Genomic DNA, 26,640 nt, shown 5'->3' with positions numbered 1-26,640 from the left:
TGTGGTTCACAGTCAGAAATACGGCTCTGTATGGAAGCGCTCTGATTGTAAATCGCTAACTTTGAAGCTTTCATTTCCCGGCTTCATGCAGAACAAACTTAAAATCATCAACGATCCGGTACACGGATTTATAAAAATTCCTTACGAACTTCTGTTTGATATCATTGAACATCCTTACCTGCAGCGCCTGCGCCGGATTTCGCAGACCGGACTTCTGAACCTGATATTTCCCGGCGCCACCCACACGCGCTTTCATCACGCTATTGGTGCCATGCATTTAATGTTTACCGCTTTGGAAACCTTAAAGCTGAAGGGCGTGCAAATCTCAAAGGAAGAAGAACAGTCGGCCATGGCAGCTATCCTGATGCACGACATCGGGCACGGACCCTTTTCGCACGCCCTGGAAAGTATGCTTATGGACAACTGGCACCATGAGAAGCTCTCGCTTTTACTCATGGAAAAGCTGAATTCAGAATTAGGCGGACAGCTGGACACAGCCATTGAGATGTTTAAAGGCAATTATCACCGCCGGTTCTTTAACCAGCTGATTTCCTCGCAGCTTGATGTGGACAGGCTGGACTATCTGAAACGTGACAGTTTTTACACCGGCGTTTCTGAAGGTAATGTGAACACACAGAGAATCATATCAATGATGAATGTGGCAGATGATGAACTGGTGATTGACGACAAAGGGATTTATTCCATTGAAAATTACCTTACGGCCCGCATGTTTATGTACTGGCAGGTGTACTATCATAAAACCTCGGCGCTGGCCGAATTCCTGCTGGTGAAAATCATGCAGCGTGCAAAACAGCTGGTGCTGGAAGGAGTGAAGTTACCCGCCTCAGCCAATCTTGCTTACTTCCTCTATAAAAACGAATTTGAGAGCGCGACCGATGAAGATATTGCCCGTTTTACCGAGCTGGACGATACAGATCTGATTGCCGCCATGAAGCTTTGGCAGGATGCCGATGATTATGTGCTGTCCTATTATTGCACGGCACTTATGAAGCGTAAATTTCCTAAAACCATCATCTCTTCCACACCTTTTTCCCAGGATTTTATTGACGAAAAAGTTAAGGCTGCCAACAGCAGTCTGGGTATTGATTGCGGAGATAAAGTGGTGCATCAGATTTCAAGGAACCTTCTGCCTTACAATCCGGTGAAACAGCCCATCTATCTGCTAGGGAAGTCCGGCGGGAAAGTGCTCCTGAACGAATTTGAAGGACAGATCCTTTCTTCATTTATTGTAGAGCCCAGTACGCGTTACATCCTTTCCTTTCCGCGCGGACTGTAGTTAAATATTTAAGTTCGGAACAGCAGCCTTTTCGGGATTTTATTATCTTTGCACGATATGGAATTTACAGCCTCCCAGATTGCAGGTTTTATAGACGGAAAAATTATCGGCGACGAAAATGCACTGATTTCCGGTGTGTCTCCCATTGAGCGCGGTGAAAAAGGGCATCTGTCCTTTGTGGCGCAGGAGAGGTTTGCACCGTATCTGGAAAGCACTGCATGTTCGGTCCTGGTCGTTTCAGAACGGCTGCTTTCGGATAAGAAGTACAGTCCCACAATTATAGCGGTAGAGGATGCATACCTTTCTTTTCAGGTCCTGATGAACATCTATGATCAGATGCGCGCACGTAAAACCGGTATTGAACAGGGGTCCAACATACACGAAACTGCGGTGATCGGCGAGGATGTTTATGTAGGTTCCTTTACTTACATCTCAGAAAAAGCCCGGATCGGGAAGGGGTCTCAGATTCATCCTCAGGTGTATATAGGCAAGAATGTAAAGATCGGCGAAAACTGCCGGATAGACAGTGGTGTCCGCATTTACGATTATTCTGTTGTGGGCGATAACTGCACCATTCATGCTAATTCTGTAATTGGCAGCGATGGTTTTGGTTTTCAACCATCAGCTAAAGGCTATTCAAAAATTCCCCAACTCGGCAATGTGGTCATTGAAGACGATGTGGAAATAGGCTCCAACTGTTCCATAGACCGCGGCACCATCGGTTCTACCATCATCGGTCGCGGTACCAAGATCGATAACCTGATCCAGATTGCCCACAATGTGAATATCGGAAAAAACAACGTGATTGCCGCTCAGGCCGGTATCGCCGGATCCACCACCATTGGCGACTGGAACATGATTGGAGGCCAGGTAGGGATTGTTGGTCATATCAATATTGGAAATAAGGTGAAAGTGCAGGCGCAAAGCGGGGTGAACTCCAATGTAAAGGACGGTGAAGTTCTTTATGGCTCCCCGGCCATCAATGCCGGCGATTACCGCCGGAATTATGTACACTTCCGCAATTTTACCGATATTATAAAACGAATTAATAAACTTGAAAATAACTCAAAAGAACAGTCCAATGAGTGATATGCAAAAAACCCTTAAAGAGGAGGTTTCTCTGTCCGGAAAGGGATTACATACAGGCAAGGAAGTAACTCTTACCATTAAACCGGCAAAAGAAAACACCGGTTTTGTTTTTGTACGCACCGACCTGGAAGGGCACCCGCATGTGGAAGCCGATGTGAACCACGTTACTACTACAGACCGCGGTACAACACTGGAAAAGTTGGGTGTGCGTATCCATACCTGCGAACATGTACTTGCAGCTCTGGTAGGTTGCGACATAGATAATGCCATCCTGGAAATGGACAGTGCCGAGCCGCCCATCATGGACGGTTCGTCCAGGTTTTTTGTTGAAGCCATTGAAAAAGCAGGTGTTGAGGAGCAGACGGCAATACGTGAATACCTGGTGATAAAGGAGGTTATTTCCTATGTGGATCCTGCAACCGGTTCCGAAATTACCATGATTCCCGCCGACAATTATGAAGTAACAACCATGGTGGATTTCGGTACCAAGGTATTGGGAACCCAAAACGCGACACTAAAGGATATCTCCGATTTTAAAGATGAAATAGCCAGCAGCCGGACATTCAGTTTCCTGCATGAGCTGGAAATGCTGCTTGATGCCGGACTCATTAAAGGCGGCGACATCTCCAATGCCATTGTCTATGTGGACAAGGAACTTACTCCGGAAACAGCAGACAAACTGAAAAAAGCCTTTAATAAAGACGATATTTCCATCCGCCCGAACGGAATACTGGATAACCTGACCCTGAACCACCCCAATGAGGCGGCCAGACACAAGCTGCTGGACGTAATCGGTGATCTGGCTCTGGTAGGTGTAAAACTGAAAGGTAAAGTGATCGCCAATAAGCCCGGACATTTCGTTAATACGCAGTTTGCCAAGAAGCTGAACCGTCAGTGGAAGTTGCAGCGCAAGAAAAACGTGCCGGATTTCGATATCCATAAACCACCGGTTTTCGACATCAACGGTATTATGAAACTGATGCCTCACCGCTATCCGTTTCTGCTTATCGACAAGGTTCTGGAGCTTTCAGATACTCATGTTGTAGGTTTGAAGAATGTAACCTTCAACGAGCAGTTTTTCGTTGGACATTTCCCTAAGGAACCTGTAATGCCCGGTGTACTTCAGGTGGAAGCTCTGGCGCAGACCGGCGGTATCCTGGTACTTGCCAGCGTTCCCGATCCTGAGAACTATTCAACCTATTTCATCAAGATTGATAAGGTGAAATTCAAGAAGAAAGTAATTCCCGGCGATACCATTATCTTCAAGATTGAACTTATTTCTCCTATAAGACGTGGCATCGTGCATATGCAGGGCTTTGGCTATGTGGGCGACAGCATTGTGGTGGAAGCAGAACTAATGGCACAGGTCGCCAAAAATACTCCCGCATAGATGATTCACCAGTTAGCAGCCGTAGATAAGCGCGCAAGAATTAAGAAAAATGTGATTGTAGAACCGTTCACCACTATAGCCGCGGATGTGGAAATTGGTGAAGGCACCTGGATTGGACCCAATGTGACCATTATGGATGGCGCACGAATCGGCAAAAACTGCCGTATTTTCCCCGGAACGGTAATTGCCGCTGTGCCTCAGGATCTTAAATTTGATGGTGAGGATACTCAGGTAATCATCGGCGACGGTACTACCATCCGTGAATCGGTAACTATAAACCGTGGTACCAAGGCACTGGGCTATACCAAATTAGGTAATGACTGTCTGATTATGGCCACTTCTCATATCGCCCATGACTGCATTATCGGTAATAATGTGATCATCGTAAACGGCTGCGGTATTGCCGGGCATGTGGAAATCGGTGACCATACTGTTGTTGGAGGACTTTCGGCCATTCACCAGTTCGGGAAAGTAGGCAAGCATGTCATGATTTCCGGAGGTACTTTGGTGCGTAAGGATATTCCTTCGTACATCAAGGTGGCACGCGAGCCTATGTCTTATGCCGGTATCAACTCAGTAGGACTCAGAAGACGGGGATTTACCAATGAAAAGATATTTGAAATCCAGAAAATTTACCGTTATCTCTACCAGATGAAGATGAATGTCTCACAGGCTGTAAGTCTTATCGAAAAAGAAATGCTGCCCACCGTGGAGCGTGATGAGATTCTGGAGTTCATAAAAAATTCGCCACGCGGTATTGTGAAAGGATACGGCACCGGCAAGGAATAGCATTATACCAATGAAAACAGCAGCATTTATTTTATTCTTTTTACCGGTTATCGCTTTTTCGCAGCAGTTGTCTTTAGTGACTCAGGCGGCAAACGATTCGCTGGCGAAGAAAAATGTGAATTCTGTTTTACACTTTGCGAAAAAAAACTTTAGTGAAAGCAATTTCAGTTCATTTTATGTTTCCGAAATCAATTTAAATGTTTCTGAACTTAACCGCAATACCTACAACTTTAACACCCTGAACCGCGGTCTGTTTGTTGGCGAGCATATTGATAATTTTATGCCGGCTTTCCCTAACAGAGCAACAGTTGAACACGTGCCTGCCGCACGACAGCTTCTCCAAATACAGATTTTGGACAAATAATCAGTCCACACCACCAAGAAGTACAATAATTTACAAACTAAATAATTAATGGCAACAAGCAACGATATTAAAAAAGGAATGTGCATTGAATTCAGTAACGATATCTTTAAAATCATTGAATTTCTGCATGTTAAACCAGGTAAAGGTCCGGCCTTCGTTAGGACTAAAATGAAGTCCGTAACCAACGGTAAAGTTCTTGAAAACACTTTTTCCGCAGGACATAAGATTGACGAAGTGAAGGTGATTACCCGTAAATTCCAGTATCTGTATGAAGACGATAACGGCTACCACTTTATGAATAATGACGATTTTGCGCAGATTTACCTGGATAAGGAAATGATCGAGAACGCGCAGTTCATGAAAGCAGGAGAGGAGGTAACCATCATCCTTAAAGATGCTGATGAGACTCCACTTTCCGCCGAAATCCCTCCAACCGTTTTCCTGGATGTAGTGGAAGCTGATCCAGGTGTAAAAGGAAATACCGCCACCAACGCACTGAAAAACGCCATCGTGGAAACCGGTGCACGCGTTATGGTACCGCTTTTCATTGAAGCAGGCGACAAAATTAAAGTGAATACCGAAGATGGTACGTACCTGGAGCGCGTAAAGTAACTGTTTTAGCGTTTTAAGATTTGCCGGATTCAAAGTCAAAATTGATAAATGACATTTAACAAACCTCAGACTTTAGGAGATATTGCAAGGCTAACCGGCGCCCGAATGGTGGGCAATGCGGACTTTGCAGTGTACGGGACCAACGAGATTCACCGTGTGAAAAACGGTGAGATCGTTTTCGTGAACCATCCTAAATATTACGATGCGGCACTCAGTTCGCCTGCAACCGTTATCCTTATTGATAAAGAGGTAGAATGCCCACCGGGAAAGGTTCTGCTGATTTCAGACGATCCGTTTCGGGATTTCAATGTAATCAATACGCATTTTACGAAGATCTCTAATTTTCAGGAAGAACTTCACGATATTGAGGTAGGCGAGGGTACACGGATTCACCCTTCCGCAGTCCTTGGAAATGAGATCAGGATCGGCAAAAACTGCATAATATATCCAAATGTAGTCATTGGCGACCGCACTGTTATCGGCGATAATGTAATTATACAGGCCAACACAGTCCTGGGCGGGGACGCTTTTTATTACAGGAAGCTGAACGGTAATTACGACCGGCTGATATCGGTAGGTAATGTGATAATCGAAGACCGCGTTGAAATCGGTAACAACTGCAGTATTGACCGCGGAGTTACAGATTCTACCATCATAGGTGAAGGTTCGGTGCTTGACAATCAGATCCAGATCGGTCACGATACGGTGATTGGAAAAAGGGTCCTGATGGCCTCACAAACCGGGATTGCGGGTTGCTGCATCATCGAAGACGATGTCACTATTTGGGGTCAGGTAGGTATGGCCTCCGGCGTACGTGTGGCCTCCGGCACAGTGCTGCTCGCAAAATCCGGTGTGAACCGGGACCTGCCGAAAGGAACGTATTTCGGACCGCTGGCCGAGGAGTTCAGGCAGTATTTAAGGAAAGAGGTAAAGATTAAAAACTTAAAGTGATGATCAAGAATTTTACTGTTTTGTTTTTATTACTTTCATTTTTTGCTGCAGGACAAAAGAACGTTATCGATGCACAACTAATGACATTTAACAATCATACATCGCAAGTGAAAATAAAGGTTGTTACAAACATGTTTTCACCTAAGTTATTGAATGAATTAAGTGTTAATTCAAGACTATTAATAGTTCAGGAAAATGGTAAAAAATTTCCGATAACTGTTGTAAATGTTAAAGAACTTACTTTTGTTGACTTGCAAGGAGCTCAAAGAAAGTTTATAAATATATCAGGAGACAGGAGGTCTTTAACCGAATTGGTTTATGATGGAAAAATTAAATGGCATCGGCAATTTAGTCGGAATGCATATGATGGGTCAATAATAATAGATGATATCTTCATAAATGAAAGAAATGAGAAGGTAACACAGGGAGCTTTTACCGGTGTCAAGAAACAACTTGCTAAGTTAACCGAAAGTAAACCTGAACTTATTACTCAGATAGAGAGCACTTATCTTAATAAAGAGGGTATAATTCAGATATTAAAAAAATACGAAGAAGATTAAATAAAACTCAGTTAATTTTTTTTAACGACCTATTTAGTATTTCTTTTGTTGTTTGAGCAGATTTATGCAACCACAATTTATTGAGGCTGTTTGATTTTCAGTCTTAAAAGTTTTTATAAACAATGTACCTAAAACAAGGCAAGTTTTATATATTCGTCCTTAGAAAGGAGGGTTTTATTTAACTTCTGAGTTTTAGATGACTAAATTTTCATTAACACTTATCGTGTTTTTACTCACTATTTCACATGGATTTTCCCAAATAAATTCATGTGAAATATCTACATGTGCGGTCTCCCATCGCCACATTATCTGAAGATCTGTATATAAGAGATAATTCTGTAATTTCACTTCAGGACTCAATTATTAGTTTTAATACTATGGGGACGACGTCTACCATAAAGAAAAGTAATAAAGCCCCAAAGAAGAATTACTTCATATCGAAAATTGATGCAAAAGTTAACAGAGAATTTTTTCTGACGGGCCGAATTGATGATGACGAATATTTTATCTATGATGAAGTTCCTGCTGTAAAATGGCAGATTGATGAATCAAATACCAGGAAAATTGCAGGCTACAGATGCATTAAGGCTACCGCTACCATTAGAGGCAGTAAGTTTACAGCCTATTTTGCTGCGGATTTAAAGTACTCAGCCGGACCTTATAAATTCTACGGATTACCGGGATTAATTCTGGATATCAGGGAAGATAACAGCAACTCAAACATGTGGAAAGCAGAGAAGATTGAAATAAACTCATCAAAAGAAATCAACTACAATCCTGTTTTCAGCGAAATAACTAAAATTACAATGAGAAAATTTGTTGAGGCAAAAGAATCCAGAAATAATTTTGAATTGAAAAAGTTGAACAGCAACCTGCCTCCCGGCACCCGAATAGAAACAAATAACAGGTTAGGCACCGAAAAGAAATATGAATGGGAATAATATTAAAATCGGCACTTGCAAAGCTATGGTCGGAAAAAATTCCGGCCATTTTCATGTTTCGATGTTTGTTGAAAATCTTCCAGCCATTACAGTACCGGAAAGCCGTATTTTTTATATTAAATGAAACTAAATCGGTAAAAATTAATTAAATTTGTGCACCTATTATTAATTCAAAAATATTAAACAATATAACATGTCAGTATTAGTAAACAAAGATTCTAAAGTAATCGTACAGGGCTTTACAGGGAATGAAGGGACTTTCCATGCACAACAGATGATTGAGTACGGAACCAACGTGGTTGGCGGCGTTACTCCGGGTAAAGGTGGTTCTGAGCATTTGGGAAAACCGGTTTTTAATACCGTTGCCGAAACTGTAGAGAAAGCAGGTGCTGATGTATCCATCATCTTTGTACCGCCGGCGTTTGCTGCTGATGCGATTATGGAAGCTGCTGAGGCAGGTATTAAAGTGATCGTTTGTATTACTGAGGGTATTCCTGTTGCTGATATGGTGAAAGTAAAATCTTACCTTGCTGATAAAGACTGTCGTCTGATCGGGCCTAACTGCCCCGGAATCATCACTTCAGATGAAGCTAAGATCGGTATTATGCCAGGTTTCGTTTTCAAGAAAGGAAAAGTAGGAATCGTTTCCAAGTCCGGAACGCTTACTTATGAAGCTGCTGACCAGGTAGTGAAAGCCGGTTACGGTGTATCTACAGCTATCGGTATCGGTGGTGACCCCATCATCGGAACAACTACGCGAGAAGCGCTGGAACTTTTCATTAACGATCCTGAAACTGAAGCGGTGGTTATGATCGGTGAAATTGGCGGTAACCTGGAAGCTGAAGCTGCCAGATGGTACAAAGCAAGCGGCTCCACGAAGCCGGTTGTAGGTTTCATCGCAGGTCAAACTGCTCCTAAGGGTAGAACAATGGGCCACGCAGGTGCGATTGTTGGTGGTGACGAAGATACTGCACAGGCTAAAATGGCCATTATGCGTGAAAACGGAATTAATGTGGTAGATTCTCCTGCAGATATCGGTGTTACAGTAGCTAAAGTGTTGGGTTAATAAACTTCACTTATAAATATAAAGACTGTTCCTCTGGGAGCGGTCTTTTTTTTTAAGGAAATCAGTAAGGCTAAGTCATACGTTCAAAAAGATGCTTCTCGCTCCACTGCAGGATATTCTGGAGTACAGGAATTAGGTCAAGGCCTTTTTCTGTGATGCGGTAATGATAAATCAGCTTATTGGTCTCACTGTTTGTCTTGGTCAGAAGTTCCAGGTTTACCAGCTTCTCCAGCCGTTGTGCCAGAGTATTGGACGCAATTCCTTCTTCCATCTTGGAAAGTTCGCCAAAGGTTGTCTTACCGTAAAATGCAATGTCGCGCAGAATGAGCAGGGTCCATTTGTCTCCAAATACATCAAGGCCCCTGGCCAGCGGGCAAAGCGAACGGTAATTCTTCATAATCAGCGGTTAGTAAAGTAAAGCTAAGAAATTTTGCAGTCATTAGCTAAATTTATCTAACTGAAAATACAGAGTGGCGGTCAATATAGATCCACCCAAGTGCATAGTTCAATGGGAATGTTACGCTGATTAATGATATACACAGTAGAAACTTTTTATACTACAGTAGAATATTTTTATGAAAAAAGGTGCAGAAAATTCCGCACCTTACTTACTAGTTAATTCGGTTATTTTTAAACATTTACGTTTTCCAGTATTACAGCATACCCCTGTCCAACACCGATACACATGGTGGCCAGTGCGTATTTCTTGCCGGTTTTGTTTAGTTCCAGTGCCGCGGAGTAGGTGATCCGCGCTCCGCTCATGCCCAGGGGATGGCCCAGAGCGATGGCGCCTCCATTCACGTTCACTCTTGGATCATCATTTGCGATTCCCAGTTCCTTCAGGCAGGCAATGCTCTGTGCAGCGAAAGCTTCATTCAGTTCAATAAGGTCAATGTCTTCCAGGGTCAGGCCCGCTCTTTTCAATGCCAGTTTGGTAGCCTCCACGGGGCCAATTCCCATAATGCGCGGCTCCACACCTACCACGGCCGAACTTACAATTCTCGCCAGTGGGTTAAGGCCATAGTTGCGGGTAGCTTGGCCGGAAGCGATGAGTACCGCCGCAGCACCATCATTCAGGCCGGAGGCATTTCCGGCGGTCACAGAACCGTTTTCTTTCACAAAAGCAGGTTTCAGTTTGGCCAGAACTTCAAGGGTGGTATTTGGCTTGATGAATTCATCCGTATTTACAACTACAGGTTCGCCTTTGCGCTGCGGAATTATGATGTCTGTAATCTCTTCTGCCAACCTTCCGCTTTCGCGCGCTTTAGTGGCTTTCATCTGAGAATTCAGCGCAAACTGGTCCTGCTCTTCTCTGGAGATACCATACATTTCTGCCAGGTTTTCAGCAGTTTTACCCATAGCTTCTGTACCGAAAAGCTTAGCCATCTCCGGATTGATAAATCTCCAGCCGAAACTGGAATCGTACATTTTCTGGTCAGTGGCAAAAGAACCTTCAGCTTTTGAAAGTACAAAAGGGGCACGCGACATCCCTTCTACACCACCGGCGATGAATACATCACCCTCACCGGAACGTATGGCTCTCATCGCCTGTACCACGGCACTCATGCCGGATGCACACAGCCTGTTTACGGTTTCACCCGGAACTGTAACCGGTAGGCCTGCTAAAAGCAGTGACATCCTGGCGATATTCCGGTTGTCCTCACCGGCCTGATTGGCACAGCCTATAATAACATCGTCAATTTTATCCGCCGGCAACCCCGGATTTTTCGCCATTAAACCTTTAATTACGGATGCCATTAAATCATCAGTCCTAACAGGTGCAAGGCTGCCCTTGAAATTTCCGATCGCGCTTCGGGTACCGTCTATTATATATGCTTCTCTATTCATTTTACAGGTCTTTTTTTGAGGTTTAAAAGATACGGATTTTTAAATTTTTCTTCTGGTGCACTTAATTGCCGCTATCTTAAGAGTTTATATTCAATGAGCAGCAGGCGTTTGTACGCCAACTTAATGATATAGGCTGTTATCAGCGTGATAAGAAGGCCAATAACGCAGCCTGCAAGTACGCTGAGGAATCGGTCTATTGGTGCCATGAAACCTTCATTCGGCTTCTCAATTAGGATGATGATTATAGCAACCACGGCAGTGCGGGCGACAGAAAGGAGATTGAAAATGCGGCACAGGAGGGCTAAACCTTGTAATAAGTGCCAAATGGAAGATAAACAGGCAAAAAACCTGAGAAGGCACCAATCAGGTTAGCTTTCACCCTCTCTAATGACAGCCTCGGTGTATCTTTACCTTCAGGCGATATAACCAGCACGATGGAAAGGAGTGCCCAAAACAGGTCGAAACGTGGAAAAGTAAGCATTAAAAAATATCCTGCGCTGAAGCCGGTGATGAACCGCAGGATATAGATTGAAGTAGGTGAAAACACCTCTTTTCTCACGTACCTGAAGCTGGTCATGCGGAAAGGTCTTCCTTAAATGTTGCGGCCGTCTTTTGCCGGACTTCCTCCAGCGAAGATCTGAAACAGGTTTCTGTGCGCATGAGCGGAGATAGAATAGCCGATCAGCGAAAACATTTCGTCCAGGGTCACTATGTTGATGATATCGCGGACCAGTTTAATGTCCTGCTGACCAAATATGCCGTTATAATAAACCTTCATCACATAAAATTACAGATTTATGTTGAATGGCTCTGCTCAAAATACTGTTTCTAATATTCAGCAAAACCTGTCCAACGTTATTTAGGCGCCATACCGGCTTTTCCTTGTGAACTGACGGTTAATGACAAGTGATTTCAGAAATGGCGGAACAAAACGGCTTGCATGTAAAAAGGACCTATTGAGCAATCCGGGGATTATTGTTGTATCGTTTCGGAACATGCGGTCAATCGTTAGCCTGGCCAGTTTCTCAGGATCAAAGGCGGATTTTCGCGCCAGGCCCTTCATCTCAGAAATAATCTGTGTGGAATTAGGATTACTTGTAACACCACCTGGACAAACCAGAACCACGTGTACACCCGAACCCTTCAGTTCGCACCGCAGGGAATTGCTGAAGGAATGGATAAAAGCCTTGGAAGCTACATAACTTACCTTCTCCGGAATGCAGAAGAAACCACCGAGACTGCCCATGTTTAAAATATAAGACTGCCCATTGGTTTTAAGATTGTTTAGAAGCAGCCGTGTGATTATTGTAGTGTTTACCACATTTACCATCAGTTGCTTCCTGTAAAATTCTGCCGGCAGGTTTTCAAATATTTCCTTTGAGCCTATGCCTGCATTATTAATGAGGATACTAATGCAGAAACCATTTGTCTGTACCCATTCTTCTACCATCGCAGGTGCACTTTCTTCGGAAAGGTCCACGCCCAAGGTGTAACAGTCTACGGCATAATGTTTCCGGATTTCCAGGCCGAAGGCATGAAGTGTTTCATCCGGAAGTGCCACAATCAGCAAATGATGTCCGCGGGATGCGAGTTCCCGGGCAAAGGCGGCACCAATACCTGAACTGCCTCCCGTTATCAGTGTGAATTTACGGTCTGTAGTCATCGTTCCTGATTGTTTCATAGGTTTGTTTTAATCCTTCTTCAAAGTTACGGTATGTGTAACCCAGTTCAGTCTGCGCTTTTGAAGCGTCAAGTGCGTAATTATAGCTGTATTTCCTGATCCATTTCGGTGTTATTGCCGGTGGTGTGCCTGTTAGTTTCTCACGTAATACCATCAGGTGTCCACCAAGTAACATGAGGGGAAGCGGTACCTTAAAAAGCCGGTGATCCTTGCCTGTTATTTTCTTCATAATTCTGAAAAAGTCGTTATATGTAAGGTTATCACCTGACAGCAGGTAGCGGTGCCCTTTCCGGCCGTGTTCCATGGCCAATAGGTGACCTCTGGCCACATCTTCCACGTGCACATAGCTGCCAATGCCTTCACCGTCGCCGGGAATGATCCTCCATTTTCCTGCAGCGAAAAGTTTCAGCATTCTGGTTATCGAATTACTTTCCTGATCGACACCCGGACCGTAAATCCTGGGCGGATTTACAATGATGATATCCATGTCTCTCTCTTCCACATAACGGAGGCACAATTCCTCTGCCTGCGTTTTGGAGTCTTCATACTCGTTCATCACTTCACCTATCCTGTCATCATTTTCCCGGACAGGCCGGTTGCCCGACGGACCCAGTACCCCTGCTGTGGAGGTAAAAACTATACGCCCAATACCCAGATTCTGTGCTGTGTCCAGAATATGGCGTACCGCTTCCAGATTTACTCTGTAATAAATTTCCGGGTCTTTTGCCCACGGTTTCGCGTAGGCGGCCAGATGGTAAACTCGGGTACAGCCTTGCATAGCCTCTGCTATAGCGGCAGGATCAGTAATGTCGCCTATAAATTTAACAAGGTTTGTGTGGTTTTCCAAATCATTTGGATTCCTGCAGAGTGCATGCACTGTGAAGCCTTTTTCCAACAGCATTGATTTTATGTACGAACCTATATAACCGGTAGCCCCGGTCATGAAAATTTTCATGTATTTATTTTTTGCTGGCTCAAAGTACGAAAAATTGCACCTTTTGTATCAGTAGACTGCTATTTATTATTTTTTGGTCATCCCATATTATGTCAGGATAAGAATTAGCTGAATGATCTGTTGAAAGCAGCTGGTACTTCATATGTGGGACTGTTTTATAAACCCTTTTTTTGCTTAAATTTGTGGGAACAATCATATCCATGGACGAAGAAAAAAAACCGCTGAACTTTATTGAGCAAATTATAGAAGAGGATCTGGCCAACGGTCTGCCGAAAGAAAAACTGAGGTTCCGCTTCCCGCCGGAACCCAACGGCTATCTGCACGTGGGACACACAAAAGCCATATGCATCAATTTCGGGTTGGGCGAAAAATACAATGCGCCCGTTAACCTTAGATTTGACGATACCAACCCGGAAAAAGAGGAACAGGAATTTGTAGATGCTATAAAGGCAGATATTGACTGGTTAGGATTTAAATACGATAAGGAACTTTATGCCTCAGATTATTTTGATCAGCTTTATGAGTGGGCTGTTCAGATGATTAGAGAGGGCAAGGCTTATGTGGATGAACAATCATCAGAGGATATTACTGCGCAGCGTAAAAATCCTTTTGAAGACGGAATAGAATCTCCGTTCCGCAACCGTCCGGCCGAAGAGAGCCTGGACCTTTTCGCGCGTATGAAAAACGGTGAGTTTGACGAAGGAGCCATGTCACTGCGCGCAAAGATCGATATGAAATCGCCCAATATGAATATGCGTGATCCCGTTATGTACCGCATCCTGAAGCGTCCGCACCACAGAACAGGTGATAAATGGAAAATTTATCCCATGTATGACTGGGCTCACGGTGAATCTGATTATATAGAACAGATCTCCCATTCACTGTGCTCACTGGAGTTCGAAAACCACCGGCCGCTTTATGATTGGTATCTGGATCAGGTTTATGAGAAAAATACGGTCCGGAACAAGCAGCGGGAGTTTGCACGTATGAATGTATCGTACATGATAACGTCAAAAAGGAAACTCCAGCGTTTGGTTGCGGAAAATGTGGTTACCGGTTGGGACGACGCACGGATGCCTACAATTTCGGGTATGCGCAGGCTGGGGTATACGCCGGCTTCCATCAGGAATTTCATTGAAAGGGTGGGTGTGGCCAAAAGAGAGAACCTGATAGATATCCAACTTCTGGAATTTTCCGTACGTGAAGACCTTAATAAAGTTGCTACCCGCGTGATGGCTGTTGTTGATCCGGTGAAACTTATAATTGAAAATTATCCGGAAGACGGTGAAGAATGGCTGGAAACAGAAAACAATCCTGAGCAGGAAGATGCCGGCACACGCCAGATACCTTTCGCCAGGGAATTATATATCGAACGCGAAGATTTTCAGGAAGAAGCCAATAAGAAATTCTTCAGACTCAAGCTTGGAGGTGAAGTACGCTTAAAATCCGCTTATATCATAAAAGCTGAGCGTGTGGATAAAGCTGAAAATCGTGAAATTACCACAATTTACGCTTCGTATGATCCACAAAGTAAGTCTGGCAGCGGCACTGAGGAAAGCCTTAGGAAAGTGAAGGGAACGCTTCACTGGGTGTCGGCGAAGCATGCTTTGCCAATTGAAGTCCGTATCTTCGACAGGCTGTTTACGGTGCCACAGCCGGATGCAGAAAAAGAATCGGATTTTATGGAATTCGTAAATCCTGACAGTCTTAAAATTGTAGAGGGTTTTGCGGAGCCGAGCCTCAAGGAGGCGCAGACGGGACAGCCATATCAGTTCCAGCGAATTGGATATTTCACCAAAGACAGAGATTCTTCGGCTGAACGACTGGTCTTCAACCGTACGGTTACCTTAAAGGACGGTTATAAACCTTCATAAAAAAAACTCCGGATTTTCCGGAGTTTTTTAGTATTAAACGGTGCCTCTTACGAAAAGCTGCTGCCGTAATTTTCTGAACATCAGCCTATAGCCAACGCGGATTTTTGTGTAAATTAAATTTTTCATAATCGTATGTTTTTGTGGTATAAAGATAGTAATTTCCTAATCAAGCCCAAATTGTATTACTTTAAATTTTTAAGAACGATATGTTAAGGATGTTATCCTGAATCTGTAACCTATTTTCATGAATAAAATTTTCACCTCTACCGTGGCTTTGTGTACGGCTTTTTCATCTGCCCTGGGCGCACAAAGCCGTGATTCTGCACAGTTGATATCTGAAGTAAGTATTGAGGCTTACCGTAAACCGGTTGCACTTCTCGCGTCCACAAAATCAGTTTCCGTCGCGGGGCAGAATTTCCTTAATCAAAATGCGCCCGACCGGCTGATGGAGGCTGTTAACCTGCTTCCCGGTGCCCGTATGGAGGAGCGCTCGCCCGGCAGTTACCGTCTTTCGGTTCGCGGCAGTTCATTACGGTCCCCCTTTGGTGTACGCAATGTAAAGGTATATCTGGAAGAATTCCTTCTCACCGATGTAAGTGGTAATACCTACCTGAACGTCCTTGATCCGGAAATGATAAGCAGAATTGAGGTATATAAAGGTCCGGAAGGCGGCGAATTTGGTTCTGTCACAGGTGGCACTGTACAGTTAAACACGCAGGGGAAAAGTGATAAAAGCGCTCGGATTTCCGGTGGCGAATTTAATAATTTTAAAGGAACTCTGCGGTTTGCCGGTGAATTCGGGAAACACACTTATCAGTTATTTAGCGCCTACCAGACCACCCAGTCCTACCGGGAACAGTCGGCTCTGGAAAGAAAGGTAATCTATCTTACAGACAGGTTCAGCTATTCAGGCAAAGGAAGCATTGGTCTTATGCTGCTGAGTTCAAACCTGCATTATGAAACCCCGGGGGGTCTTACACTGGAACAGATGACCACGGACAGCCGCCAGGCAAGACCCGGTACCGCAACCCTGCCGGGCGCTGTGGATCAGATGGCGGGTATATATAATAATATGGTCCTCACAGGAATTTCCCATCGCTACCGGATAACACCCAAGATCAGCCATTTCATGGCGGTTCAGGGTTCTTACAATGATTTTAAGAATCCATTCATTACCAATCATGAGCAACGTTACGAAAGGAATCTGGCTTTCCGGACGTATCTGAATTTTGAAACATCTGCTGGCGCGAACTTTTTTCAGACAAGGTTGGGTGCGGAAGGTGGTGGGAGTAAATCAGTGATCAGAAATTTTGACAATGAAGCGGGAGTTCCCGGCGCTGCTCAAAACTTTGATGATATTTTTGCGCGGAGCGGCTTTATCTACCTAAGTCAGAAAGCAGAGTTGTCCGACCGTTTTTTTATAGATGCTTCACTGAGCTTCAACATGACACAATACCGTTGGCAAGGGATTTTACCGGAAACGGTATCAGCCAGCAGACAATTGAAGAATGAATTTCTTCCGAGCCTCGGAATAGCTTATCTCATAATGCCGGATTGGACTGTTCGGGCCAAAGTCAGCAAGGGCAACTCGGCACCCACCATAGAAGAGCTGAGGTCTTCGGCCCAGCAGTATAATTCAGATCTGGCGGCGGAATATGGCTGGAACGTGGAGGTTGGAATGCGCAAACAGTTTGGAAACAGTCTTTATCTGGAAGCAGGCATCTTTGATTTTCGTCTGAAAGATGCCATTGTGCGGCGCCAGACCGGAGGTGGACAGGAATATTTCATCAATGCGGGTTCTACCTCGCAAAAGGGTCTGGAAGCGGTGCTTGAAACTAAGCCGTTTCAAATGAATACTCCGTTTTTAAAATCTGTTAAGTTTTGGCTGGCCGGCAGTTTTTATGATTTCCGTTTTATAGACTACAAACAGAATGAAAACGATTATTCCGGCAACAAACTCACCGGCGTACCCATGGAAACATTGCAAAGTCTGTTAACATTGAAGTTTGCCCGAAACCTTGGTATTGATTTGGCCCACTTCTACACTTCTGAAATCGCACTTAATGACAGCAATACCGTTTTTTCTGAACCTTCTCTTATTTCAAATATTACTGTAAGTTACCCATGGAGTAACACGGTTTTTAAGGCGGAGTTGAGTCTTTCAGTCATGAACCTTTACAATAAATCTTACAGTCTGGGCCATGATATCAATGCCTTTGGCAACCGTTTTTACAATCCGGCAGCTAAAAGGAATGTGTTGGCCGGCATACGTTTCCGTTTCTGATTGCCATGGTTTTTGCATGCTCAGCATTATGAAAAAACTCCTGCCCATAATTGCCTGCATCACTTTGCTCAGCTGCGGAAAAGACAGTACAGAATCTTCAACGGGCCATTCCGTTCATGACTCAGCCGTCGTAAAAACAGATACCCTTCAGTTCAGCTCAGAAAAAATAGTGGCGGTTTCGGAAAAACTTTCCGTTAGAAAGACAAACGAACGGTTTCTTGAATTACTTCAGCAGAAAAAATATTGGGAACTCAGCTCATTTATCCATCCTGAAAAAGGGGTGAGGTTTTCCATGTACGCCTATGTAAAGCCCGATAAAGACAAGATCTTCAGCTTGAGCGATTACCGAAGATATATAAACTCTGAAGTGAAGTTTACTTTCGGTGAAAAAGACGGTACAGGTGAACTGTATGTAACTTTGCTGAAATCTTACCTCGAAAAGTGGGTATATAAGCGTGATTTCGCCTCGGCAAAATTTTATGAAAATACTTTTCGCGGAACCGGTAACTCACTGAATAACCTGAAAGATATTTATCCTGAGCTTCCCTTTACTGAAAATTATATAGAGGGCTCAGAAAAGTACGGTGGCATGGACTGGAATTCCCTGCGGCTGGTCTTCGAGGAATTTAACGGCAGATATTATGTAGTTGCTGTTATTAATGACGAGTGGACTATCTAGAAAGTTGATCGCCAACACTACTGTCCAGCAGTTTCGCCAGTTGCTCAGTAAGTTTTTTCCTGGAGAATTTAGATACTTCGCGGCTTTCCGCAGGGACTTCATCACTATCTTTCCATTTATTAAATTCAGATAAAATAAACTGTTTTATTTCCGATGGAGTAACATGGTATGGAAAATGCCGGCCGGCGCCTGTGTCATTCAGGATACTCATTACATCGCTGTTTTCTGGTCCAAATGAAAGTATGCTGTTTCCTGTTGCCAGATATTCAAAAATCTTACCCGGAATTATACCGCGCGACTGCTCATCCGGAAAATTGGTGATGAGCAAGAGGTCGGATGACTGCATTTCATTCTGGGAGGCAGCATGGTTCAGATATCCAAGGTTACGTACATATTTATTAAGCTCCAGAGTGTCAATGTGGGAGAGTATCTTATCATCAATCCGGCCCACAAATTTGAGTTCAAATTTGCTTCGGAATTCCATATCATTTTTTATTAAATCCTCCAGCACATCCCACAGGATTTCAGGATTTCTCAACTGTTCCAAAACACCGATATAACTCAGTGTGAATTTCTGGTTGCGTACTCTGTTACTGGTTGCCATCCCATCAAAACCGTTTGTAATACAGAAGGAATTGGCTCCTTTTTTTCTGAAATTTTCGGCATCGGTATAACTCGTAGCCAAAATGATGTCAGCTCCTTCAAAAACCTGTTTTTCCAGTTTACGGTGTTTCCTGTCGGCTGCGGGGGTAAGTTTAAGATGTCTGTAATAGGAGATTTCGGTCCAGGGGTCGCGGAAATCGGCAATCCAGGTCAGTTTTGGAAATGTTTTTTTGAGCTCGAGTCCGATCAGGTGCAGTGAGTGCGGGGGACCGGTGGTCACTATTGCGTTAAAATCATTTTCCTCCAAATATTTCCTAAGGTATTTCACCGAAGGTTTCACCCAGAAAACGCGGGCATCCGGAATAAAGAAATTTCCCCTGACCCAGATGGAAAGTCTGGACTTCCAGTTTTGGTTTGTACCCACATCGAACTGGCCAGCTTTAAATTTTTTGTTCTCCTTACCGAAGATTTCAGCCAGTTGGTAAGGTTCCCAGATTTTAGTTTTTATAATCTGAAGATCCTTTGAAACTTCCTTTTCCAATGTATCATCAACAATTGGATAGCTGGGATTATCAGGCGTAAAAACAGTAGGTGTCCAGCCGTTTTCAGGTAAGTATTTTGCGAATTTCAGCCAGCGCTGCACACCCGGACCACCCGCGGGTGGCCAGTAGTAGGTGATGATAAGAATCTTTTTTAACGCCAAAGTTTACTGATTTACATTCTTAACGTAGTCTGCCGGATTGCCGTTGTTTTTATTTCTGAAAAGAAAGTAAATACCACCTATACTTAGCAGCAGGAATATTCCAAAACAAATCATTGAAAACAGTTTTCCGGTCTGTATTACTTCCGGTTCAAAAACCATACGAACTGTATGAACTCCGGCGGGAACGTAAACCGCCCTCAGCAGGTAATTGGCTTTGATGTATGGAACTTCTTTCTCGTCAATGAACATTTTCCAGCCTTTCGGGTAGTAGATCTCGGAGAAAACCGCCAGTTGTGGCGTCTTGCTTTCCGTGCGGAACTCCAGTGCATTCGCACGGTAGCCGGTCAGTTTCAGGATGCCGGTACTGTCGGCAGCTATTGGTTTCCCGTCAAAATACTCACGGTCTGCAGAGGAAACGATGGCAGTCTCTTTCGTATTTACCTCACCGATAAGCTTGATCTCCTCGTTGGGAGTATTCACGAATTTTACATCAGATACAAACCAGGCATTTCCGTTGGCCTGCGGGTTCGGAACTGCTTCAGGGTTTTGAGGATCACCAAAGATCATATATTTGGTGTTGAGCATATTCAGGATCCTTGGAATCTTTACCGTATCCATTTTGCTGAAATATTCGCCAATCAAATCGTCATAACGGCGCAGTTTTACGGCATGATAGCCACCAACTGAGGCTTTGAAATAGGAGGTGTTGGTTTCACCGAATGGATTGATGGTCTGGTTGTAAATTCTGTAATGTCCTTTGTCCCGTTCAGCGATGGTTTCCAGGGTTTTGTTTACGTTCGCATTCATCAGTAACGACTGTAGCTCACGGTTATCGCCCACTTTTTCAACCATAAGTTCAGAAACTTCGGTCTGGAAAGGATTTTCGGCGAAAGCCGCATCAACAAAATTCTCACCGTTCAGGTAGCGCGTATTCACGCTCCACAGATCCAGCATACTTACGGCCCCGATGATAATCAGTGCGATATTCTGGCCGATTTTTTTCTTTAAAGAAAGGAACAGCACTCCGGCGCAAATTCCAACGTATAGAAGTGCTTTCAGGGCATCGGTGCGGAACATCTTGAATCTTTCATCAACCAGATAATCCAGCAGATAGGGAGGGAGGTATGTTTTCTCGGTGGCTGTGTGGAAACCTAAGATGGATTTGCCGAACACCAACAGCAAAGCAAGAAGTCCCAGCACCACACCACTTACAGTGGTAAGGATTTTCTTTTTATAGTCTTCGTCCAGTTCTTCATCTTTGTAAAATCTGTACAAGCCGATAACCGCAACCAGGGGAAACAGAAGTTCCACCACTACCAGAATGGAAGAGGGTGCCCGGAATTTGTTATAAAAAGGTACAAAATCAATAAACAGGTCAGACAGGATCATAAAGTTACTGCCCCACGCCAGCATAATGGTAAGCGCAGAAGCGCCCAGTATCCAGTAACGGTATTTTTTCCACGCAAAGAAGAATCCAAGGATGGCCAGGAAAATTACGATAGCACCCTGATAGGCCGGGCCGGAAGTACCGGGTTGCTCGCCCCAGTAGGTGGCACTGGCCAAACCTTTAACAATATTATCTACTTCGGCCTGCGAGCGGGCATTTTCCTGCACAAGTTGCTGGATGTCGCCCATCATTTTTTCGCCTTCTTTTTCGTTGCTTCCGCCGCCCATAAGCCTTGGAATGAAAAGGTTAAAGGTTTCCAGTTTGCCGTAGCTCCACATCAGCATGCTTTCTTTGTCCATCCCGGACTTATCGGCCGTATGCGTTTCATTGGTCAGGATCTGTTTTCCCCTCACGGTTTCAGTTACGTATTCAGCATTCGCCATGATCCGCTGTGAATTCATTCCCACGCCCAGCGCGAATGCGAGCGCCAACACACCGGTGGAAATTCCAAAATGTCTCCAGTCGGTTTTCCCCATTGCTGCACGTAAAAGTTCAGAAAGGAAGAGGAAGCCTAAAGCGATAAACAGATAGTAGGTCATCTGGGGATGGTTTGCAGCCATCTGAAGACCCATAAACAGAGCTGTAACAATAAAGCCTAAAATGTATTTCCTCCGGATGTAAACGAGGAGGATACCCGCCAGCAATGGCGCAAAATAGGCAATGGTGTGAACTTTTCCGTTATGTCCGGCCGCAATAATAATGTAGAAATAGGTGGAAAGACCAAAAAACAGCGATCCCAGCAGCGCATATTTCCAGTTGCGGACCGTAACCATGCCCAAAAGGAAGAACCCTGAAAAAAGAAGGAAGAGATAATTAACCGGCTTGGGCAGGAACATCAAAATATTATCCACCTGCTTTATTAGGTCTCCGCGGAACTGCGAGCCCATCTGATAGGTAGGCATCCCGCCAAACATACTGTTGCTCCAGTAGGTTTCTTCGCCATGCTGTTCGCGGTGGTCCAGCAGTTCCTTGGCACCGCCTTTATACTGCACAATATCATGCTGGAACAGCTGTTTGCCTGAAATTACAGGATTGGCGTACAGAAAACCAAGTATGATGAAAAGTAACAGGCAGCCTGCAATGTAAATGAGGTTCTTATTCTTTGCCATTATCTCTATTTATCAATAAATCAGTTGTTTGATTCCTTATCTTTCACCTCTTCATAATCAACAGTTTCGGCATCCCATTTTACCTTCTGCTCAACTTTGCCGCTTTTTGCGTTATGAGTATCCGGGCGTGGCGGCAGGTTACCGTAAAATTTGGTGAAAAATATCTTTTTCATGATGTTCCACACAAAAAAGATAATAATGGTGCTTAGTATCGTTAAAAGAATGAATTTCATGAACTTTTATTTACCCGGATTTACAATTACATTGGAATTGGTCGTGTTTTTCATGGTTTCGGACTTTTTGCCATCGCTGAAGGTCTGGCTTTGAGCGGTCTTCACGTTGATGTTCTGACCCAGTATCCAACCGGAGTTAACGTCAAAGCGGTACGTTCCGTTCTGTGATAGTTCGGAGCTCAGCGATTGGGTGATACCGCCCTGTGTTTCCTTTTGCTGCTGCTTAGGTATTCCGCCGGAAACTGTGATTTCAGCCACACCGTCTTTCACACTTTTCAATGTGTAGTGGGACGCGATTTTAATTTTACCATCTGGTGACGCGTTTTCTGAAACTGTCCATTTTTCTCCGATTTTGGCGCCTTTTTTTGGCATGATGAAAATGTTTTTCGAAAACTGATCCCGAAGCACTTCCTCATTGAACGAAGCTTTAAGCTGTTCCAGGATGGCCTTTCTTTCATTGGCATCCTTTGTCAGTCCGTTCACAGTGGTGGAGAATTTTGCGTAGATAGGTTCAAAGCCGGTAATTGATAAGATCTTTCCGCTTTCTTCAATTTTCATGTTGAGTTTATTGCCAGTCATGGCCTTGTCTATTACCCATCTGTTTTTCAGTGCTTCATCTTTCGGTGCCGCCGCTTTGGTATCCACAGACTGCGTCTTGCCCTGTGCGGACTGCGAGGTTTTTTTGGAAACAAAATTTATGGTGAGGTCATACACCTTATCTTTGAAACTGTTTACAGTGAAGTTAATTTCATCCGTATTCTCACGCGTCATACTTTGCGATTTCCCATCGGGCAGAGTGGTGGTGGCAACATCTTTTTGCTGGGTGATGAAGGGATACGTTTTTCCCTGCTCCAGTTTCAGAGTCTGAGTAAATACACCCGCTGAGTCTTTTATCGCGGCCATAGCCGCCATTTCTTTTGCTACTTTTGCAGAATCCTCTGCATTAACCTCAATGCGAACAGTATCTCCGGTTGTGGGGTCTATTTTTGTGATGGTCTTACTTTCCTTTTTACAGGCAACCAGCGCTGCAGATATCAACGCAAGGGTTACGATGTTTTTCATATAATTGATAGTATTTAATTGTCTTTTTGTGTGAGTAGATACCTGCTCCAGGCTTCGTCAAAAGCCTTGCTGTCGCCCAGGTTCCAGATCTTTTCTGAAAAATAACTGATCAGTTTTTCACGCATTGGATGATCTTCGGCCAGGCAGTCCCTGTTTTCGGAATCAAATACATTGACTGCCGCATACATATACCGGAAACTTCGAACTCCGTTTGTAAAAACGGTGAATTTCTCTGCGGAACCAGGCAAAAGCTTTACGTCTCTCCAGACCAAAGTATAGTTATTGTCCGTGGATTCCATGGCACGGTGCCAGGGTCCAAATGCGTTGAACATTAAGATCTTGGTGTAATGCTGCGAATTAACGCTGTGGAAGCGCAGTTCGTTATAGCTTTTGGTTTCTGTTTCGGTCTTGGTTTCAATCTTAGTGACCGTATAATCTCGGAAACCGTTCTTATAAAGATAATGCGTAAAAGGATTGGCTGTTTTTGAAAACCCTTTACTCTTTATTTTTGTCGGATCCTCTCCAGACCTTATCTGCGCGGAACTGAGTGTGCAGGCCGTAAATAACGCCAATGCTGAGAGTGATTTGATATATTTTCCCATTTTTTATAATGTAGTTCCGGGCTTCCGGGTATATTCGGATTTAATTCCCGGAGATTATTTTCTGTCTTACTGCCTCATACAAAATTGCACCGCAGGCTACGGATACGTTCAGTGACTGGGTTTTACCTTCAATCGGCAGTTTTATTTTCTCATCTGAATGATGCAGGACTTCCTTGGAAATACCTGTTTCCTCATTACCCATTACAACGGCACAAGGCACAGAAAAGTCTGCGTCGTACACCAATTTTGACGCTTTTTCTGTTGCTGCGTACACCATGACGCCTGATTGCTGCAGGAAATCCACTGTATGTGCCAGGTTTTTTTCTTTACAGATTTTAATATTGTAAATGGCACCCGCTGAAGTTTTAATAGCGTCCGAGTTAATTGGCGCCGCGCCCTTTTCCGGTAAAATAATGGCGTCCACCCCTGTGCATTCCGCCGTGCGGCATATTGCACCAAAATTTCTTACATCGGTCAGACGGTCCAGTATCAGCAGAAAAGGGGTCTTTCCATCTTCAAAAAGTTGTGGCAGGACATCCTGTATAGTTTCAAAAGGAACGTCTGAAATAAATGCCACCACGCCCTGATGGTTCTTTCTTGTAAAACGGTTCAGTTTTTCTACGGGTACATAGTTAGGCCTGATTTTGTGCTTCGCAAGCAGCTGCTTCAGTTCATGATAGATTTCACCCTGTAGGGCATTCTGCATAAAAATCTTATCGATGGTTTTACCTGCTTCAACAGCTTCAATAACCGGCCTAAGGCCAAATATAAAATCGTCTTTCCTGTCTGTCATAACTAAAATTTTTCTCCTAAGATGGCGCGCTTCTGTGCCATCACATATCCGAAATGGAGACTTTCGTGCATATTGTTAAAGATAATTGCATCCTGAATGTTTTTCAGGTCCAGACCAAAACTGGTGGTATATGGTGTATATTCCGAAAAAAAATCGGCATCATAATCCTTCATCAATATCCTGGAAGTTTCTGTAAGCAGGAAAGCCAGGTCCTCCACCTCCGACTGCTGCACGTCCATATTGGGTAAAGTTCCTTTCTTATAATTCTCTATCCAGTATTTATCTATCCTGAATGGATTTCCGCTCAGATAATAACACAGCAACTGCTGGGTAGCCACGGTGTGGGCAATATTCCAGTAAATATTATTGTTGAATCCATCCGGAATCAGGGTGAGATCCTGGATTGAGGTTTCCTGCAGGATTTCAAGCAGGTTACTCCGTACCTGGCGGTGGGCCTGAAAGTGATAGTTCATCTGCGAATAACTTTAATTGTCAAAAATAGTGTATTAAACTGAAAACGCAATTGTAATGATGTTACAATAGAGATTTGTAGAGTTTATGCGTCTCTTATCTACAGAAAACAGTTCCTGTTGGGATCCGCAGTTCAAAGATTAACAAACTTTAACTTGTAGCTGGCACCGAATGTGTTGATTGGTGTGGTGAAATTATCAGAAATTTACCGTCAAATACGAAAAATCATATGTCAGAATTACATCAGGCAGAAGACATAAAGCAGTTAACAGAAAAAGTTAGGGAGCAGAACTACTTTTTTTCACTTTTAAAGCAGGAAATCAACAAAGCCATCATCGGTCAGGAATATATGATAGACCGGCTTCTAATTGGCCTTCTTGGCAACGGACATGTTCTGCTTGAGGGTGTTCCCGGCCTGGCTAAAACCCTGGCAATTAAAACGCTGGCTGATGCTGTTCAGGGCGAATTTTCCCGTATCCAGTTTACGCCTGACCTTTTGCCTGCAGATGTCATCGGTACCCAGATCTACAACATAAAAGAGAATGATTTCTCCATAAAGCGCGGACCTATATTTGCCAACTTTGTTTTAGCTGATGAGATTAACCGTGCACCGTCTAAAGTTCAGTCGGCCTTGCTGGAAGCGATGCAGGAGAAACAGGTAACCATAGGCGATGAAACAATGGCCTTGCCTAAGCCATTCCTGGTTCTGGCTACGCAAAATCCTATTGATCAGGAGGGTACTTATATTTTGCCCGAAGCACAAAGTGACCGTTTTATGCTGAAATGCCGCATCGATTATCCTTCGCTTGAAGATGAGAGACAAATCATGAAGATGGTAGCAACATCGCATCAGCCCCAAATCCGGCCGGTAATCAGCCTGAACAATATCGTTGAGGCCAAAATGCTCATCAACCAGATCTATCTGGATGAAAAGATTGAAAAATACATCCTTGATATGGTTTTTGCCACACGCTACCCGGACAAATACGGACTGGGTGAACTGAAAAATTTCATCAGCTTCGGTGCCTCGCCGCGTGCATCCATTAACCTTGCCATAGCATCCCGCGCCATGGCATTCCTGAAAAACCGTGCCTTCGTCATTCCTGAAGATGTGAAAGATGTTGCCAAGGACATCCTTCGGCACAGGATAGGACTTAGTTTTGAGGCAGAGGCTGAAGAGGTAACTTCCGATGAGGTGGTGGACCGCATCCTGGCACGCATCCAGGCCCCCTAATTT

General features: G+C 44.1%; 27 protein-coding genes. 14 read left to right on the top strand and 13 right to left on the bottom strand.

What is annotated here, in order from left to right; translation table 11 throughout:
* Window positions 1–85: 85 nt before the first annotated feature.
* The 10 genes from P0M11_RS07210 (at window position 86) to sucD (ending at window position 9,059) form a co-directional block, all read left to right on the top strand.
* Window positions 86–1,297 carry an HD domain-containing protein gene (locus P0M11_RS07210; RefSeq protein WP_275625338.1) on the top strand — a complete coding sequence of 404 codons (1,212 nt, stop codon included), beginning with the start codon at window positions 86–88 and terminating at the stop codon, window positions 1,295–1,297.
* Between the two features lie 57 nt (window positions 1,298–1,354).
* Window positions 1,355–2,386 (top strand): UDP-3-O-(3-hydroxymyristoyl)glucosamine N-acyltransferase, encoded by a 1,032-nt coding sequence (gene lpxD, locus P0M11_RS07205; RefSeq protein ID WP_275625072.1) that lies wholly within the window; start codon window positions 1,355–1,357, stop codon window positions 2,384–2,386.
* The gene (locus P0M11_RS07200) at window positions 2,379–3,776 is read left to right on the top strand and encodes a bifunctional UDP-3-O-[3-hydroxymyristoyl] N-acetylglucosamine deacetylase/3-hydroxyacyl-ACP dehydratase (protein ID WP_275625071.1); all 1,398 of its coding nucleotides are present in this window, start codon (window positions 2,379–2,381) and stop codon (window positions 3,774–3,776) included. Before lpxD ends, P0M11_RS07200 begins: the two co-directional genes overlap by 8 nt.
* Window positions 3,777–4,565: an acyl-ACP--UDP-N-acetylglucosamine O-acyltransferase gene (lpxA, locus tag P0M11_RS07195; protein WP_158063641.1), complete on the top strand. Its 789-nt coding sequence runs from the start codon at window positions 3,777–3,779 to the stop codon at window positions 4,563–4,565. It abuts the gene before it with no gap.
* A gap of 10 nt (window positions 4,566–4,575) precedes the next feature.
* Window positions 4,576–4,929, top strand: coding sequence for a hypothetical protein (locus P0M11_RS07190; RefSeq protein ID WP_275625070.1), 354 nt, complete (start codon window positions 4,576–4,578; stop codon window positions 4,927–4,929).
* A gap of 48 nt (window positions 4,930–4,977) precedes the next feature.
* Window positions 4,978–5,541, top strand: coding sequence for an elongation factor P (gene efp / locus P0M11_RS07185; protein ID WP_275625069.1), 564 nt, complete (start codon window positions 4,978–4,980; stop codon window positions 5,539–5,541).
* Window positions 5,542–5,589: 48 nt separating this feature from the next.
* A complete protein-coding gene (locus P0M11_RS07180; RefSeq protein ID WP_275625068.1) occupies window positions 5,590–6,492 on the top strand; it encodes an LpxD N-terminal domain-containing protein in 903 nt (300 codons plus the stop codon).
* Window positions 6,492–7,052, top strand: a complete 561-nt coding sequence (locus P0M11_RS07175) for a hypothetical protein (protein WP_275625067.1) — start codon at window positions 6,492–6,494, stop codon at window positions 7,050–7,052. Before P0M11_RS07180 ends, P0M11_RS07175 begins: the two co-directional genes overlap by 1 nt.
* Before the next feature lie 269 nt (window positions 7,053–7,321).
* A complete protein-coding gene (locus P0M11_RS07170; protein WP_275625066.1) occupies window positions 7,322–7,993 on the top strand; it encodes a GLPGLI family protein in 672 nt (223 codons plus the stop codon).
* 193 nt (window positions 7,994–8,186) lie between these two features.
* Window positions 8,187–9,059 (top strand): succinate--CoA ligase subunit alpha, encoded by an 873-nt coding sequence (gene sucD, locus P0M11_RS07165; protein ID WP_181886479.1) that lies wholly within the window; start codon window positions 8,187–8,189, stop codon window positions 9,057–9,059.
* A gap of 70 nt (window positions 9,060–9,129) precedes the next feature.
* Here sucD and P0M11_RS07160 read toward each other — a convergent pair whose 3' ends face one another.
* The 6 genes from P0M11_RS07160 to P0M11_RS07135 form a co-directional block, all read right to left on the bottom strand.
* Complete coding sequence (locus P0M11_RS07160; RefSeq protein ID WP_275625065.1) at window positions 9,130–9,456, bottom strand: helix-turn-helix domain-containing protein; 327 nt, start codon at window positions 9,454–9,456, stop codon at window positions 9,130–9,132.
* A gap of 233 nt (window positions 9,457–9,689) precedes the next feature.
* Window positions 9,690–10,907, bottom strand: coding sequence for a 3-oxoadipyl-CoA thiolase (pcaF, locus tag P0M11_RS07155; RefSeq protein ID WP_275625064.1), 1,218 nt, complete (start codon window positions 10,905–10,907; stop codon window positions 9,690–9,692).
* A gap of 301 nt (window positions 10,908–11,208) precedes the next feature.
* Window positions 11,209–11,484, bottom strand: coding sequence for an FUSC family protein (locus tag P0M11_RS07150; RefSeq protein ID WP_275625063.1), 276 nt, complete (start codon window positions 11,482–11,484; stop codon window positions 11,209–11,211).
* 15 nt (window positions 11,485–11,499) lie between these two features.
* Complete coding sequence (locus P0M11_RS07145) at window positions 11,500–11,685, bottom strand: hypothetical protein (RefSeq protein ID WP_158063649.1); 186 nt, start codon at window positions 11,683–11,685, stop codon at window positions 11,500–11,502.
* A gap of 81 nt (window positions 11,686–11,766) precedes the next feature.
* On the bottom strand, window positions 11,767–12,588 hold the full coding sequence (locus P0M11_RS07140; RefSeq protein ID WP_275625062.1) for an SDR family NAD(P)-dependent oxidoreductase: 822 nt from the start codon (window positions 12,586–12,588) through the stop codon (window positions 11,767–11,769).
* Window positions 12,554–13,543: an SDR family oxidoreductase gene (locus tag P0M11_RS07135; protein ID WP_275625061.1), complete on the bottom strand. Its 990-nt coding sequence runs from the start codon at window positions 13,541–13,543 to the stop codon at window positions 12,554–12,556. The genes P0M11_RS07140 and P0M11_RS07135 overlap by 35 nt, the downstream gene beginning before the upstream one ends.
* Before the next feature lie 200 nt (window positions 13,544–13,743).
* Between P0M11_RS07135 and P0M11_RS07130 the strand changes: the two genes are divergently transcribed.
* The 3 genes from P0M11_RS07130 to P0M11_RS07120 all read left to right on the top strand — a co-directional run bounded on the left by P0M11_RS07130 (window position 13,744) and on the right by P0M11_RS07120 (window position 18,380).
* A complete protein-coding gene (locus P0M11_RS07130; RefSeq protein ID WP_275625337.1) occupies window positions 13,744–15,417 on the top strand; it encodes a glutamine--tRNA ligase/YqeY domain fusion protein in 1,674 nt (557 codons plus the stop codon).
* Window positions 15,418–15,661: 244 nt separating this feature from the next.
* On the top strand, window positions 15,662–17,701 hold the full coding sequence (locus P0M11_RS07125; protein WP_275625060.1) for a TonB-dependent receptor: 2,040 nt from the start codon (window positions 15,662–15,664) through the stop codon (window positions 17,699–17,701).
* A gap of 28 nt (window positions 17,702–17,729) precedes the next feature.
* Window positions 17,730–18,380 carry a hypothetical protein gene (locus P0M11_RS07120; protein ID WP_275625059.1) on the top strand — a complete coding sequence of 217 codons (651 nt, stop codon included), beginning with the start codon at window positions 17,730–17,732 and terminating at the stop codon, window positions 18,378–18,380.
* Here P0M11_RS07120 and P0M11_RS07115 read toward each other — a convergent pair.
* Genes P0M11_RS07115 through P0M11_RS07085 form a run of 7 tightly spaced genes read right to left on the bottom strand, consistent with a single transcriptional unit; the run spans window position 18,373 to window position 25,405 of the window.
* Window positions 18,373–19,686, bottom strand: a complete 1,314-nt coding sequence (locus P0M11_RS07115; RefSeq protein WP_275625058.1) for a glycosyl transferase family 1 — start codon at window positions 19,684–19,686, stop codon at window positions 18,373–18,375. The genes P0M11_RS07120 and P0M11_RS07115 overlap by 8 nt on opposite strands.
* Before the next feature lie 3 nt (window positions 19,687–19,689).
* Complete coding sequence (locus P0M11_RS07110) at window positions 19,690–22,242, bottom strand: hypothetical protein (RefSeq protein WP_275625057.1); 2,553 nt, start codon at window positions 22,240–22,242, stop codon at window positions 19,690–19,692.
* A gap of 20 nt (window positions 22,243–22,262) precedes the next feature.
* The gene (locus P0M11_RS07105) at window positions 22,263–22,475 is read right to left on the bottom strand and encodes a hypothetical protein (protein ID WP_275625056.1); all 213 of its coding nucleotides are present in this window, start codon (window positions 22,473–22,475) and stop codon (window positions 22,263–22,265) included.
* A gap of 6 nt (window positions 22,476–22,481) precedes the next feature.
* Window positions 22,482–23,537, bottom strand: a complete 1,056-nt coding sequence (locus P0M11_RS07100) for a DUF6263 family protein (RefSeq protein ID WP_158063657.1) — start codon at window positions 23,535–23,537, stop codon at window positions 22,482–22,484.
* 14 nt (window positions 23,538–23,551) lie between these two features.
* A complete protein-coding gene (locus P0M11_RS07095; RefSeq protein WP_275625055.1) occupies window positions 23,552–24,139 on the bottom strand; it encodes a hypothetical protein in 588 nt (195 codons plus the stop codon).
* 40 nt (window positions 24,140–24,179) lie between these two features.
* Window positions 24,180–24,932 (bottom strand): 23S rRNA (guanosine(2251)-2'-O)-methyltransferase RlmB, encoded by a 753-nt coding sequence (gene rlmB / locus P0M11_RS07090; RefSeq protein WP_275625054.1) that lies wholly within the window; start codon window positions 24,930–24,932, stop codon window positions 24,180–24,182.
* 2 nt (window positions 24,933–24,934) lie between these two features.
* Entirely contained in the window at window positions 24,935–25,405 is a 471-nt protein-coding gene (locus P0M11_RS07085; protein ID WP_275625053.1) for a DinB family protein, read from the bottom strand.
* 227 nt (window positions 25,406–25,632) lie between these two features.
* On the opposite strand from P0M11_RS07085, the gene P0M11_RS07080 reads away from it, so the two are divergent.
* On the top strand, window positions 25,633–26,637 hold the full coding sequence (locus P0M11_RS07080) for a MoxR family ATPase (RefSeq protein WP_275625052.1): 1,005 nt from the start codon (window positions 25,633–25,635) through the stop codon (window positions 26,635–26,637).
* Window positions 26,638–26,640: the final 3 nt, after the last annotated feature.

This window comes from Kaistella sp. PBT33-4 (genome assembly GCF_029194425.1).
In the GTDB taxonomy this organism is placed as follows: Bacteria; Bacteroidota; Bacteroidia; order Flavobacteriales; family Weeksellaceae; genus Marnyiella.
This window is presented reverse-complemented; position numbering and strand designations above follow the sequence as displayed.